Source organism: Vibrio sp. SCSIO 43136 (assembly GCF_023716565.1).
Classification (GTDB): Bacteria; Pseudomonadota; Gammaproteobacteria; order Enterobacterales; family Vibrionaceae; genus Vibrio.
Genome location: NZ_CP071848.1, coordinates 111,601 through 125,128 on the forward strand (window position 1 = coordinate 111,601; position 13,528 = coordinate 125,128).

General features: G+C 46.8%; 11 protein-coding genes and 1 riboswitch. Of the genes, 6 read left to right on the forward strand and 5 right to left on the reverse strand.

Annotation, left to right across the window (positions count from 1 at the left end; all coding sequences use genetic code 11):
- Window positions 1-3 precede the first annotated feature (3 nt).
- Entirely contained in the window at window positions 4-2,439 is a 2,436-nt protein-coding gene (gene plsB / locus J4N39_RS00575; RefSeq protein WP_252021045.1) for a glycerol-3-phosphate 1-O-acyltransferase PlsB, read from the reverse strand.
- 283 nt (window positions 2,440-2,722) lie between these two features.
- Between plsB and lexA the strand changes: the two genes are divergently transcribed.
- Both lexA and J4N39_RS00585 read left to right on the forward strand, forming a co-directional pair.
- A complete protein-coding gene (gene lexA, locus J4N39_RS00580) occupies window positions 2,723-3,343 on the forward strand; it encodes a transcriptional repressor LexA (RefSeq protein WP_252021047.1) in 621 nt (206 codons plus the stop codon).
- A gap of 71 nt (window positions 3,344-3,414) precedes the next feature.
- Window positions 3,415-4,263, forward strand: coding sequence for a class I SAM-dependent methyltransferase (locus J4N39_RS00585; protein WP_503063707.1), 849 nt, complete (start codon window positions 3,415-3,417; stop codon window positions 4,261-4,263).
- Window position 4,264: 1 nt separating this feature from the next.
- Here J4N39_RS00585 and sthA read toward each other — a convergent pair whose 3' ends face one another.
- Both sthA and J4N39_RS00595 read right to left on the reverse strand, forming a co-directional pair.
- Window positions 4,265-5,662 (reverse strand): Si-specific NAD(P)(+) transhydrogenase, encoded by a 1,398-nt coding sequence (gene sthA, locus J4N39_RS00590; protein ID WP_252021049.1) that lies wholly within the window; start codon window positions 5,660-5,662, stop codon window positions 4,265-4,267.
- A gap of 242 nt (window positions 5,663-5,904) precedes the next feature.
- Window positions 5,905-7,521 (reverse strand): NAD(P)/FAD-dependent oxidoreductase, encoded by a 1,617-nt coding sequence (locus tag J4N39_RS00595; protein WP_252021052.1) that lies wholly within the window; start codon window positions 7,519-7,521, stop codon window positions 5,905-5,907.
- 200 nt (window positions 7,522-7,721) lie between these two features.
- On the opposite strand from J4N39_RS00595, the gene fdxA reads away from it, so the two are divergent.
- Window positions 7,722-8,045, forward strand: a complete 324-nt coding sequence (gene fdxA / locus J4N39_RS00600; RefSeq protein ID WP_252021054.1) for a ferredoxin FdxA — start codon at window positions 7,722-7,724, stop codon at window positions 8,043-8,045.
- Window positions 8,046-8,097: 52 nt separating this feature from the next.
- Here fdxA and J4N39_RS00605 read toward each other — a convergent pair whose 3' ends face one another.
- Window positions 8,098-8,832: an RNA methyltransferase gene (locus J4N39_RS00605; protein WP_252021056.1), complete on the reverse strand. Its 735-nt coding sequence runs from the start codon at window positions 8,830-8,832 to the stop codon at window positions 8,098-8,100.
- A 292-nt stretch (window positions 8,833-9,124) separates the two neighbouring features.
- Between J4N39_RS00605 and fabR the strand changes: the two genes are divergently transcribed.
- Both fabR and J4N39_RS00615 read left to right on the forward strand, forming a co-directional pair.
- A complete protein-coding gene (gene fabR / locus J4N39_RS00610; protein ID WP_252021058.1) occupies window positions 9,125-9,751 on the forward strand; it encodes an HTH-type transcriptional repressor FabR in 627 nt (208 codons plus the stop codon).
- A gap of 4 nt (window positions 9,752-9,755) precedes the next feature.
- Window positions 9,756-10,127 carry a YijD family membrane protein gene (locus J4N39_RS00615; protein WP_252021060.1) on the forward strand — a complete coding sequence of 124 codons (372 nt, stop codon included), beginning with the start codon at window positions 9,756-9,758 and terminating at the stop codon, window positions 10,125-10,127.
- Between the two features lie 57 nt (window positions 10,128-10,184).
- Here the strand turns inward: J4N39_RS00615 and trmA are convergent, their stop codons facing one another.
- Window positions 10,185-11,291, reverse strand: coding sequence for a tRNA (uridine(54)-C5)-methyltransferase TrmA (trmA, locus tag J4N39_RS00620; protein WP_252021063.1), 1,107 nt, complete (start codon window positions 11,289-11,291; stop codon window positions 10,185-10,187).
- Window positions 11,292-11,467: 176 nt separating this feature from the next.
- Window positions 11,468-11,689, forward strand: a riboswitch (cobalamin riboswitch).
- A gap of 66 nt (window positions 11,690-11,755) precedes the next feature.
- Between trmA and J4N39_RS00625 the strand changes: the two genes are divergently transcribed.
- Window positions 11,756-13,510, forward strand: coding sequence for a TonB-dependent receptor domain-containing protein (locus J4N39_RS00625; protein WP_252021065.1), 1,755 nt, complete (start codon window positions 11,756-11,758; stop codon window positions 13,508-13,510).
- The last annotated feature ends 18 nt before the right edge of the window (window positions 13,511-13,528 follow it).

The window sequence follows — 13,528 nt, forward strand, 5'->3', positions numbered from 1 at the left end:
GGATTACTCGTCTTCAAGACTGTCTTGGTAAAGACTTTCTTGAATGGTGAGCTTCACTTCCACCGACACCATGCTACTTAGTAGATCAGCCAGTTGCTGCGTCTTGGCAAGGTCACACTCCCCTTCACGGCTCACATAGCCTTGTTGCTTCAAGGTATTGAACAAGGTGGTAAACACCCCTTTATCGAAGAACTCTGGAGCATTGATTCCATGCAGTTGGCCAAGGCGTTGTGCCAGTTGCTGACTCTTTTGCTCAAGATCGGCTTTGCTCAGCTCAGGATTTGCCACCAATTGATTGACGGCGATAGAGTAGCGCTGCATGGTTTCCATACTGGTGCGAGATAGCAATAGCATGGTTTGGATCTTAGCTTGATTCATGGTGACTTGGTCAACACTGCGGGTGATTAACTCTTGGCGCTCAAGCTCAGTAGTGATTTGCTCAACGACCGCTTGCAGTTCACCTTCTTCGTAACGAAGGAAAAGCTCCTTCTTCAGGAATGGGTAAAGCATCGCAACACAGCGATGGATTTCTGCCATATTCATGCTTTGGCGCTGCACAAGCAGTTGGGCAATTAAAGATGGCAAGATCAACATATGGATGATGTTGTTGCGGTAGTAAGTCATTAGCACTGACTGGTGACGGTCAAGAGAGATCACATCCCCCATGCTGTCCGCTTCAATGATGAACTTATCTAGGCTCTCCGCATGTTCAACCAACTCATGGGCACTTTTATCAGGTACGGTGCTGGTTGGAGAGTAGGGCGCACCACGCAGCAGTTGCAAGTAACACTCGATTTGCGCTTCTAGCGTGTCACGAGATAGTGCGCGTTGACGAGATGCCAGTAATGCCGTTGCACACAAGGTTAAAGCGTTTGCGGCTGCAGCATCGTTGATATGAGTCATCATCTTATCTGCAAGTTGGTTGACGACTGGCGTCATCCATTGTGGCTTTTGCGACTCGACGGCATCGATTTCACTGGTCCAGCTTGGCGCATGCTCATTGAGGTATTGGTTGAGCTGAATCGGCTCACCAAAGTTTACATAGCCTTGGCCAAAGTTACGTAGTTTGCGAATCGTACGGATCACAAGGCCCGCATTTTCTTTCTCTTTGCGTTTACCACGTAGCTCTTTAGCGTAAGTACTGACTTCCATCACGTGCTCGTATCCGATGTACACCGGTACTAAGGTCACAGGACGGTTTAGACCACGCAGCATGGCTTGTATAGTCATCGCCAGCATGCCCGTTTTTGCCGGAAGCAGACGACCTGTTCGAGAGCGGCCACCTTCGCTGAAGTACTCTACCGAATAACCTTTGGCAAATAGCTCGGCTAAGTACTCACGGAAAATGGTCGAGTAGAGTTTATTGCCCTTGAACGAGCGACGGATAAAGAATGCACCACCACGGCGGAAAATTGGCCCCGCTGGGAAGAAGTTTAAGTTGATGCCTGCAGCAATGTGCGGCGGCACCATGCCTTCTTGATAAAGTACGTAGGAAAGCAGCAGGTAATCCATGTGACTGCGGTGACATGGTACATAGACGATCTCATGGCCGTCTTGTGCAAGGCGACGTACCGCTGCTGCATTATTAATGTTTAAGCCTTGATAAAGTCGGTTCCACAGCCAACCAAGAATTCGGTCACCATTCTTCACCAATGAGTATGAGAAGTTAGCGGCGATCTCATCCATGATGGCGTGCGCTTCTTTTTGTGCTTTCTCAATGGAGATGTTTTTGCTGCTGGCTTCATCTTCAATTGCTTTTTTGATCGCTTCAGATTTTAGTAGGCGATTAAACAGCACTTGGCGGTTAGGAAGGTTTGGACCAGAAGCGGCAAGCTTTTGACGTGAAAAGTGAATGCGAGCAACACGGGCCAGTTTATGGGCGATGTTCTCATCAACACCATGATGATCAGCCATGTAGCGTAGTGATACGACCGGGCTGAATCGGACCATGCAATCACGACCTGAGGCTAAGGTTGCCCACATTTTCTGCGGACCATTTAGCGCTTCAAGGTAGGGTTTCTGACGATCCTCTTTACCTGGCTTTCGTCCCCACATCACTGTGATTGGCAGCATTTGTACGTCGAGGTCTTTGCTCTGGGCATGTAATTGAAGTAGCTCAGAGAACAGGGATACGGACTCTTGTGGTGCGTCACTGTCGGTTTGCATCACCGTTGGACGAGATGCAATGAAGACGAAGCGGCCGAAAGACTTGCCGTTAATTTCCAGTGGCGAGAGTGGGTCTGGCAAGCCTGACTCTAGCGCATATCTCTGTAGCGTTAACAGATCGACGTTAGAGCGAAACGGCAATGCATAGACAATCGGTTTGGATACGTCGATGCCCAGATCTTCCACAGGGTTAGACGGAATCGTATTACCCTTTACTAAAACCGATAAAGGAAGCTTTAGTAAAGAGCGGGAAAAGGTGTCTCCAGAAGACATACTGTTCTCTGCCTCGATTAGGTTTACATGACAGGTTACACCCCGCCACCAAAAAATGCGCAGCAAGGATACCAGAAACTGGTCTAACCTTTGATAGCTTGTGTAAAGAAAGTCACCACCTTTATTGATTTGTCTCATGAGCTAAGAAGGTTACGCCTCATAGCCTAGCTCAATAATTAGGAGATTAGGTTTAAAAACAGTTAAAAAATAAACAATTGGCTTTTCAATTCCAATATCACTGGATATACTCACAGTTAACTGTATAAACAGACAGGTGACTGTAATGAAAGAGCTGACGCCACGCCAGAAGCAAGTCTTTGAGTTAATCAAAGACAAGATAGAAGTATCAGGGATGCCACCGACTCGTGCTGAAATCGCGAAAGAGCTCGGCTTCCGATCTGCCAATGCGGCAGAAGAGCACCTTAAAGCGCTCGCACGTAAAAACGTTATCGAAATCATTCCGGGGGCTTCCCGTGGTATTCGAGTGGTTGCGAATGACGATGATCAAACCGAGGATGGATTACCTCTGATTGGTCAGGTGGCTGCGGGTGAACCTATCTTGGCGCAAGAGCACGTAGAAACGCATTACCAAGTTGACCCTTCGATGTTCAAGCCGCAAGCTGATTTCTTGTTACGTGTTAACGGCATGAGTATGAAAGACATTGGTATCCTTGATGGAGACCTGCTTGCTGTGCACAAAACGCAAGATGTGCGTGATGGTCAGGTCGTGGTGGCGCGTGTAGAAGAAGATGTGACGGTAAAACGTTTGGAGCGCAAAGGCTCAACCGTATTACTGCACGCAGAGAATGAAGAGTTCGAGCCGATTAAAGTCGATCTTACTTGCCAAGAGTTAAACATTGAAGGTCTTGCTGTTGGCGTGATCCGAAATGCGACTTGGATGTAATCGCACAATTATAAAGTTGCAAATATAAATGAGAGTCATTATCATCTTTTGTGTTCATAGGGAAGATGACAATGACTCGACACCAATCTCATATACAAGCGCCATCGACTAAGCCGTCGCATTCAACTCAAGCACCTTGGCAGATCCCCATTCACCTGTTGCGTCCAATGTGGCTTCGTAGCCGAGAAAGCATGTTGGATGAAGGCTTGGTGTACGATCCAATTGCCGCTAGCGCCTGTCGCAGCTGTCATCTTTCCCCAGAATGTCAAACCTCCAACCTAGAGCAAGACCAACTGCTCTACGCCTCGATCACTCAGCTTTGTGATGAGCAGATCAGTGCATTTCTAAAACGCTACCCAGATGCTTGGGTACTCAATGTTGGGGCTGGATTAGATACCCGCTTCTATCGTTTAGATAATGGACGTTGCCATTGGATGGAGTTGGATGTGAGTGAACACCTGCTGTGGCGACAGCGTCTGTTCCATCCGAGTGAGCGTTACCAGCTACGCTGCGGAAGCGTGACAGACTTAGGTTGGCTACAAGAACTGTCGATTTCCGATCAAGTTCCTCTATTGATTGTATGTGATGCCGCGTTATTGCAATGCACTGAAGAACAACTGGGAAAATTTATGGTTGGGTTGGCCAAACGATTCTTGCACGCTCAATGTTGTTTCGTCGTGGCGGGCAACAAAACCAATACTTGGCTGGGCAAGAAGCTAGGCAATCAGCAATACGCTCATGGGTTGAAATCCCCTCAAGAGAGTTTCTTCCGTTGGTTGCCTTGGGCTGAGTCGGTGAGTTTGCACTCACCGCTGCACAACAAACGCTGCTTACGTTGGAAACCGTGGCAGCGTTGGTTGGCAAAGTTAAGTCATCAGGCGCATGCCTATACGCCTGTTGTGTTGCGGATGCGTTGGTAGCTTAAAACAGTCTATTGAGTCCGTTTAACGCTGCCACACGGTAGGCTTCTGCCATGGTTGGATAGTTGAAGGTGGTGTTGACGAAGTACTCGATGGTATTTGCTTCGCCTTTTTGCTCCATGATCGCCTGTCCGATATGAATGATCTCTGCCGCACGCTCACCAAAACAGTGAATCCCTAAAATTTCTTTGGTTTCACGGTGGAATAGGATTTTTAGCGAGCCGATATCTTTGCCAGCAATTTGCGCTCGAGCTAAGTGTTTGAACGATGCTCTGCCGACTTCATACGGAACTTTTGCTGCCGTCAGTTCTTGCTCTGTTTTACCTACCGAGCTGATCTCAGGGATCGTGTAGATCCCTGTTGGGATATCTTCGATCAAGTAGTTGTCATTCTGACCATGTACGATCGCCTGAGCGACAAAACGACCTTGGTCATAAGCAGCGCTAGCAAGGCTTGGGTAACCAATCACATCGCCCACCGCATAGATATGGTCGACTTCCGTTTGGTAGTTTTTGTTTACTTTGAGCTGACCACGAGAGTCTGGGGTTAAGCCGACATTATCCAGCCCTAGCTTATCGGTATTACCTGTACGACCATTCGCATATAAGATGCAGTCGGCGCGCATTTTCTTACCAGACTCAAGGTGCACAATAACACCTTCGTCAGTCCCCTCGATTTTTTCATAAGTTTCGTCGTTGCGAATAATCACACCACTGTTCCAGAAGTGGTAAGAGAGAGCGTCGGAAACTTCATTGTCGAGGAAAGACAATAAGCGGTCACGGGTATTGATAAGGTCTGTTTTGACATCAAGGCCACGGAAAATTGAGGCGTACTCACAACCGATAACACCCGCACCATAGATAATGATGTGGCGAGGGTCGTGCTCTAGTGACAAGATAGAGTCACTGTCGTAGATACGGTCATGGGTAAAGTCGACATCGGCTGGGCGATACGGGCGAGAGCCTGTGGCAATGACAAACTTGTCGGCACTGTATTGATCAACGCTGCCATCTGCTTGAGTGACTGCAACCGTATTGGTGTCGATAAATTTGGCTTCGCCAAAAATGAGTTGGCACTCGTTACGGTCATAAAATCCCTGACGCATACGAGTTTGCTTATCGATGACCGTTTTCGCATGACCTAGAATGGTTGAGAAAGTGGCATGAAGGCTGGTGTTGTTGTGGCAAAAGAGAGGGTTGTTGTTGAACTCAATAATACGGCTCACCGCATGACGCAATGCTTTGGATGGGATGGTGCCCCAGTGAGTACACCCACCACCAACGGTCGGTTCACGCTCAATGATAGCCACATTCAAGCCCTGCTTAGTTAGGCCCATAGCTGCCCCTTCACCTCCGGGGCCACTACCAATCACAATTGCATCAAAATGAGTTACGGTCATATCCTTTGCCCTTTTTATTTTTGTTAACATTGCGTTAGCTATTGTAGTGATCCTGTTGATTACGAACAACTCAAGCCCCTGCCTCACATCACGCCACAGAAATTTAAATACAAAAAAAGCTCCTTTACCGAAGCAAAAGAGCTCTAATCCTACCGATTACCGATTACCGATTACCGATTACCGATTACCGATTACCGATTACCGATTACCGATTACCGATTACCGATTACCGATTACCGAGGTTATTCATTTTCCAGATCTGCAACCATGGCTTTAGATAGTGCTTCCGCAACCTTGATGCCATCAATGCCCGCTGACAAGATACCGCCAGCGTAACCTGCGCCTTCACCAGCTGGGTAGAAACCTTTTAGGTTAACGCTCTGGAAGTCTTTGCCACGTTTGATGCAAACCGGTGAGGAAGTACGGGTTTCAACACCTGTAAGTAGTGCGTCTTCGCTAGCAAAGCCTTTGATCTTACGGTCGAAGGCAGGAATTGCTTCACGGATCGCTTCAATCGCAAAGTCAGGCAGTGCTTTGGAGATGTCGGTAAGGTGAATACCCGGTGTGAACGAAGGTTCAACATCACCAATGGCACTTGGATCGCGCCCTTTAAGGAAGTCACCAACTTTCTGCGCTGGTGCATCATAGGTTTCGCCGCCAAGAACGTAAGCACCCGACTCAAGTTTGCGTTGCAGCTCGATACCTGCCAGTGGGTGTTCTGGGTAGTCACGCTCAGGGTCGATACCAACAACGATGGCCGCATTGGCGTTACGTTCTGCACGAGAGTATTGGCTCATACCGTTGGTTACGACACGATTTTCTTCCGATGTCGCTGCAACGACAGTACCGCCAGGACACATACAGAAGCTGTATACAGTACGGCCGTTCTTACAGTGATGCACCAGTTTGTAGTCAGCAGCGCCTAGGATTGGGTTACCAGCGTTAGGACCAAAGCGAGCTTCATCGATCATTGATTGTTTGTGTTCGATACGGAAACCCACTGAGAATGGCTTCGCTTCCATAAATACACCACGATCGTACAGCATTTCAAACGTATCACGTGCACTATGACCTACCGCCAGTACGACGTAGCGAGATTTGATCTCTTCGCCATTCGATAGCGTCAGGCCTGTGATTTGTTCGCCTTCCATATGGATATCATCCACACGAGTGCTGAAGCGAATCTCACCCCCCAGCTCGATGATTTTTGCACGCATCTTCTCAATCATGGTGACCAGTTTAAAGGTACCAATGTGCGGCTTACTCACGTAGAGGATTTCCTCAGGTGCACCAGCAGCAACGAACTCATTGACTACCTTACGGCCGTAGAAGTTTGGATCTTTCACTTGGCTGTATAGCTTGCCATCAGAGAAAGTACCAGCGCCACCTTCACCAAATTGCACGTTTGATTCGGTGTTAAGGGTGCGCTTACGCCAGAAGCCGAAGGTATCTTTGGTGCGCTCACGCACCTCTTTACCACGTTCCACCACGATAGGTTTGAAACCTGCCTGTGCCAGGATAAGCGCTGCGAATAGACCACAAGGGCCAAAGCCGATCACTACTGGGCGCTCGGTTAAGTTCTCTGGTGCTTTTGCGACGAACTTGTACTCCATATCTGGAGTCTGCTTTACATGTGGGTCGTTGCTGAACTGCTCTAGCAGCTGCGCTTCGTTCTCAACGATAACATCGAGAGTGTAGATCAGCAGGATATGAGTTTTCTTACGAGCATCATAGCCACGTTTAAATACATTGTAAGAGATAACTTGATCTTCAGAGATACCAAGTTTCTTGGTAATGGCGGCGGTGAGCGCCTCTTCTTCGTGATCAAGAGGAAGCTTGATTTCGTTTAAACGTATCATAGTGATGTCTCGTAGTTAGGTGTCTTAGCCACTACCGTTTTAAGGGCGGTTAGCTCACAATAGCGGCGTATTTTACGTAAAATCGGTTTATCTGTCATACTAAATCCGATAGAGCCAAGGTGTCTCAGCGTATTGAATTTTGGCTCGGGATGCGTATTATCCCCATTCTTCAATTTTGACTAACTTAAGAGCGGATCATCATGGCCTTTGTCGTAACCGATAACTGCATCCAATGTAAATACACCGACTGTGTCGCAGTATGCCCAGCAGATGCCTTCCACGAAGGGCCAAACTTTATGGTGATCAATCCAATCGAGTGCATCGATTGTGGTTTATGCGTGTTCGAGTGTGATGCGCAAGCAATCTTCCAAGAAGATGAAGTGCCTGAAGATCAAAAAGTCTACATTGAGCTTAATGCCGAGCTTGCTGAGCTGTGGCCGGTGCAAACCGAGGTTAAGCCCGCAATGGAAGAGGCTGAAAAGTGGAATGGTGTGCCTGATAAGTTGGGCATGCTGGAAAAGTAACCGTCATAGCGCTGTTACTTGTTTCTCAACACGACCCAACAATAACGCTATTTTAGCTATGCTGCCTGCGAAGGTTATCTAAGATAATTCCAGTCGCCATGGCGACATTCAGAGACTCAGCACCGCCAAACGCTGGAATCGTAATCTTATCGGTTACACACTTAGCAGCATGCTCACGAATACCGTGAGATTCACTACCCATCAGTACAATACCTTCTGCGGCAAAGTCCGTCTTATGCACACTATCCCCTTCTAGAAAAGCGCCATAAACGGGTAGGTTAGATTGTTCCAAATAGCTAGGAAGGTCTAGCTGACTTACTGTGACTCGGCCAAAACTGCCCATGGTCGCACTGATGGTTTTAGGGTTGTACGGGTCCGCACAATCACGACTGGCGACAATGTGCTTAATACCATACCAGTCAGCAACACGGATAATCGTGCCGAGGTTACCAGGATCAGACACACCATCGAGTGCAATCATTAAGCCTTGGGCTTTGGGGGTCTCTGTGTTTGGGATCTCGACCACCGCAATGGCGGCATTATTACTGACAAGTGTGCTCGCCTTGGTTAAGTCATCCAGAGATGCTTCGATGCATTCAAAATTACTCAGTTCGCTGCGGTGTAGTTCAATGAACTCGTGAGTAGCAAAGATCTGTTTCACTACCAGAGTGCTATTGGCCAACTCAAGCACATTCTTCTCACCTTGCACCAGAAATAGGCCGTGCGCTTTACGCTGCTTCTTTTGGCCCAGAGCTCGAAGGAGTTTAAGTTGGTTTTTTGAAATCATAATCTTTCCACAGTAAAGGCGTTGCCCAGATAAAAGCGGCGGCAATTATAGAGTAAAGCCCAAGCTAAGTAAAAAGACCTCACCACGGGCTATTAAGGTAATAGAGTAAGTATTGCCTACACATATTAGCCGTGAGTGGGTAGGGCGGAAATAGAAAATTGTGAACTGGTTAAGATCTCCTAGCATTGGGCGAGTAATAAAAACTAATTGGGGTAAAGTAGGGCGACTAGCGTATCCGGTCGCTTCTTTTTCGCGGTATAGTAGACACAGTTTGAGAGATTAGTGCTGGAATATGGGAATACGAGCTCAACAAAAAGAAAAAACACGTCGTTCGCTGATTGATGCGGCTTTTAGTCAACTAAGTGCCGATCGCAGTTTTTCCAATTTAAGTTTGCGTGAAGTGGCGAGAGAAGCCGGTATTGCACCGACCTCTTTCTATCGCCACTTTAAAGATATGGACGAATTGGGTTTGACCATGGTGGATGAAGGCGGCTTGCTACTTCGTCAATTAATGCGTCAAGCAAGACAACGTATCGTGAAAGGCGGTAGTGTGATTCGTACGTCGGTGGAGACCTTTATGGAATTCATTGAAAGTAGCCCTAACGTATTTCGCCTGTTGTTACGTGAACGTTCGGGCACATCGGCGGCATTTCGTGCTGCGGTTGGCCGAGAGTTACACCATTTTGTTGCGGAATTAACGGATTACCTAGAAAGCACAGGACTGACCCGAGAAGAGGCTGCCATTCAGGCCGACGCTTCGGTTACGTTAGTATTTAGCTCTGGTGCGGACGCCCTTGACCTCACCACGGCTGAACGTAAAGCGCTATCAGAAAAGCTGGTGGCACAATTAAGGATCGTAGCGAAAGGTGCCGATACCTATCGCAAGGAACGTGAAACTGTCAAAAAAAGTGCAGGTTAAAATTATGACTACAGAAACTCAAACCCCGGACAAAGCGGCAGAAAAAAAGACTCTACTTTTGGCATTGATTGCTGGCATGTGTGGTAACGCACTGTTAGCGGGATTGACCATGGAAGCCGTATCATTCTCGATCTTTCCTTTGATCGCACTGGTACTTGCGGTTCAGAACCTTTACCAAGAATACCTACGTAAGCCAGTAGCGGAAGACATTCCAATGGTTGGCCTAGCGTGTTTCTTTGTAGGTGCGTTTGGCTACTCAGCATTTATGGGCGCTCAGCACCCAGAAGTTGGTTCAAACTTCTTTGCCATCATGGTCACCCTGCTGCTATTAGCGTGGGTGGGCAAGAAGCTAGGTTACGTTGCTAAACCTCAGTAAGCTGACAACAGATGTAAAAAAAGCCGCTTCTAGCGGCTTTTTGTTTAATTGTAGTGATTACTTACGTTCCAACAATACACCTGCTTCCATATGGTGGGTATATGGGAACTGATCAAAGAGTGCAAAGCGAGTCACTCGGTGAGTTTCGCTCAATACTTTTAGATTCTCTTCTAATGTTTCTGGGTTACAAGAGATGTACATGATGCGCTCGTAACCTTGAACCATCTTGCAAGTGTCGATGTCCATACCTGCACGTGGTGGATCAACAAAAATGGTGTTGCAGTTGTAGCTCTTCAGATCCACGTTCGCTTGCTTCAGGCGGCGGAACTCACGTTTACCTTCCATCGCTTCAGTGAACTCTTCTGCCGACATACGAATGATCTGTACATTGTCGATCTTGTTGGCGGCAATGTTGTATTGCGCTGAGTCTACCGATGGCTTCGCCAGCTCAGTTGCAAGTACACGCTCAAAGTTCTGTGCCAGTGCCAGCGAGAAGTTACCGTTACCACAGTACAGCTCTAGCAGATCACCCGTGGAGTCTTGAGTACAGTCGATTGCCCACTCAAGCATCTTGGTAGCAACTTTTGCGTTCGGCTGGGTAAAGCTATTCTCTACTTGCTGGTAGATGTAGCTATCACCATTAACATTCAGTTTCTCAACCACAAAGTCTCGGTCCAGCACGATTTTCATTTTACGCGCTCGGCCAATGAAGTTGAGGTTGAAGCCCTCATCATTAAGACGCTGCTTTAATGCTTTGGCTTGCTCAATCCATGCTTCATCAAGCTGGCGGTGATAAAGCAATGACACTAGCACTTCACCGCTTAAGGTCGATAGGAAATCGACTTGGAACAGTTTGCGACGCAATACGTCATTGTCTTTCATCGCATCCATTAAAAGCGGCATCAGATCATTGATAAGACGGCTTGCAGCAGGGAACTGGTCCACACGATACTTTTCACGAGTTTCTTGGTTGAACATGATGTAGTACATATCATCACCTTCATGCCAAACACGGAACTCAGCACGCATGCGGTAGTGCTGTTCTGGCGACTCAAAGACTTCCAACTCTGGCATTTGGTAGTGCGCAAACATACTGGTTAGACGTTGGGTTTTCTCTGCCAGTTGCTGTTGGTATAGCTCTGGGGTTACATCAAGTGTCGCCATGAAATCATGCCTTTTCGAATACTTAAAACAAGGAGCGCAGATTTTATTCAATTCCGCCAAATTGTCCAGTGTAGGCGCAAACAACTGACGGGATGTGCTCTAGCGCAGTTACATTTAATGATAGTTAACAATCTGCGCTGCATAAATAACAACTAGACAACATAGTGGTAAGTCACTACTATCTCGCCAACGCTGGTGCTGGGGTGCATGTCACACTTTGGCTTAATAGGGAATCTGGTGAGAATCCGGAACTGACGCGCAGCGGTAAGAGAGAACGAACGTCTCGGGTAAGACCCAAACACTGTTTAGCTTGCTAAGTGGGAAGTGAGACTCTAGGTGCCATAAGTTTTGATGGCGTGCTCTTAAGTCCGAATATCTGCCAGCAAAATGAGTAAGGCTTTTTATAACACTCAATAATTCATTAAAGCCTTGCTGTAATTCTCGCGATTTAGGATGAACCGAAAATGCAAAAATCTCTACTAGCGACCACAGTGGTGTCGCTACTTTCTATGTCTTCTTATGCTCAAGCGCAAAGTGCTGATGAAACCATGGTGGTGACGGCGAACCGTTTTGAGCAGTCTAGCCAGAGTTCAACAGCGGCAGTTGTGACTGTTGATAAAGAAGAGATAGAAGCTATTCAAGCTAATGACCTTTTTGAAGTGCTACGTCGCTTACCTGGTGTCCAAGTATCTAGCAATGGTGGATACGGTCAAACTCAATCTCTTTTCGTTCGTGGTACAAACTCAAGTCATGTATTGGTTTTAATCGACGGAGTTAAAACAGCTAGTGCGACCTCTGGCGGAGCTACGATTTCTGCGTTACCTCTAGTGGCAGTCCAGCGCATTGAATTTATTCGAGGCCCGCGTGCTGCTATGTATGGTTCAGATGCTGTTGGTGGTGTGATTAACATTATTACAGATACTAAGCGTGAAGAGAAAAAGCTGAGTGCAGGTATTGGTTCTGAGCAACTACGCAAAGCATCTGTCGCTGTATCTGGAGAGCTTAACGACAAACTAAGTGGTTCTTTTTCTTCACGGTATTCTCAAGCTGAAGGGTTTTCTGCTCAAAATACTAAAGGAAATGAAGATAATGATGGACACAAAGTCACAGAGTTTGCTGCTAACGCTAAATACCAACTAAGCAACCAGCTAGCTCTAAAACTAAATTCAACATACTCGGAAGGGTTTGTTGAGTATGATCCAACTGACTCAAGTAAAGATCAGCAGTTGTACACTGTGATTGGTAGTGCTGAGTACAAAGCTGATAAATACTCAGCGTTGTTATCTATAGCAAAATCAGTCGACTCTAGTTACAACCGTGGATATAAAAGTAAATACCACACAGAGCATGAATCGATTTCTTTTACCAATCATTATTTGCTTACATCAGACTGGACGTTAAGTGCAGGAATTGATTGGCAGCAAGACGATGTATCCGCATCTTCTGTTGCTTACGATGAATCATCTCGAGATAACAAATCTGCGTATGTTGGCGCTTACTTTGATAATAGTAGCGTTCAGGCAGAGTTGGCGTTGCGCACAGATGACAATGAAAGGTACGGGCGTAATAACACGTGGCAAACGGGGTTAGGCTGGTGGGTAGTAGATACTATGCGACTGACTGCCAATGCAGGTACGGCTTTTAAAGCTCCAACATTTAATAACTTGTACTGGCCGGATACAGGAAATCCAAATTTAAAGCCTGAAGAGTCCTTTAGTTATGAAGTTGGCGTCGAAGGATATCAAGGCAGTTTCGACTGGAGCGTTGTTGCTTACCATAATCAGATTGAAAACATGATTATAGGTTGGCCATCTAAAAATATTGGTAAGGCTGATATCAAAGGTATTGAGCTTGCGGCACAGTTCGCAACAGGTGCCTTTAGTCACGATGTGAGCCTTGATATCATGGATCCTGTTGATACTAGCAAAAATTCTCAGCTAGCAAGACGAGCTAAAGAGAGCGCAAAATGGAATGTTTCTTACTCTAAGGGTAATTGGCGAGCAGACTTAAGTTACCTTTATCAGGGGAAACGCATAGATACAAATAAGGCTGAGTTAGATAGCTACTCATTGGTGGACATAGCTGCCAGTTATTCAGTGACAGAAAGCTTAACCTTACGTGGGCGAGTTGCTAACCTTTTAGATGAAGATTACACCCTGGCAACCAACTACAACACTCAAGGTAGAAGCTATTACCTAAATGTAGATTACAAATTTTAATTCTAAACCGCCTACGGG

Coding starts and splice junctions, on each gene's coding strand:
- J4N39_RS00605 (WP_252021056.1), bottom strand. CDS start 8,832: ATGATTTCAAAAAACCAACTTAAACTCCTTCGAGCTCTGGGCCAAAAG.
- fdxA (WP_252021054.1), top strand. CDS start 7,722: ATGGCCTTTGTCGTAACCGATAACTGCATCCAATGTAAATACACCGAC.
- lexA (WP_252021047.1), top strand. CDS start 2,723: ATGAAAGAGCTGACGCCACGCCAGAAGCAAGTCTTTGAGTTAATCAAA.
- sthA (WP_252021049.1), bottom strand. CDS start 5,662: ATGACCGTAACTCATTTTGATGCAATTGTGATTGGTAGTGGCCCCGGA.
- plsB (WP_252021045.1), bottom strand. CDS start 2,439: ATGTCTTCTGGAGACACCTTTTCCCGCTCTTTACTAAAGCTTCCTTTA.
- trmA (WP_252021063.1), bottom strand. CDS start 11,291: ATGGCGACACTTGATGTAACCCCAGAGCTATACCAACAGCAACTGGCA.
- J4N39_RS00625 (WP_252021065.1), top strand. CDS start 11,756: ATGCAAAAATCTCTACTAGCGACCACAGTGGTGTCGCTACTTTCTATG.
- J4N39_RS00615 (WP_252021060.1), top strand. CDS start 9,756: ATGACTACAGAAACTCAAACCCCGGACAAAGCGGCAGAAAAAAAGACT.
- J4N39_RS00585 (WP_503063707.1), top strand. CDS start 3,415: ATGACTCGACACCAATCTCATATACAAGCGCCATCGACTAAGCCGTCG.
- fabR (WP_252021058.1), top strand. CDS start 9,125: ATGGGAATACGAGCTCAACAAAAAGAAAAAACACGTCGTTCGCTGATT.
- J4N39_RS00595 (WP_252021052.1), bottom strand. CDS start 7,521: ATGATACGTTTAAACGAAATCAAGCTTCCTCTTGATCACGAAGAAGAG.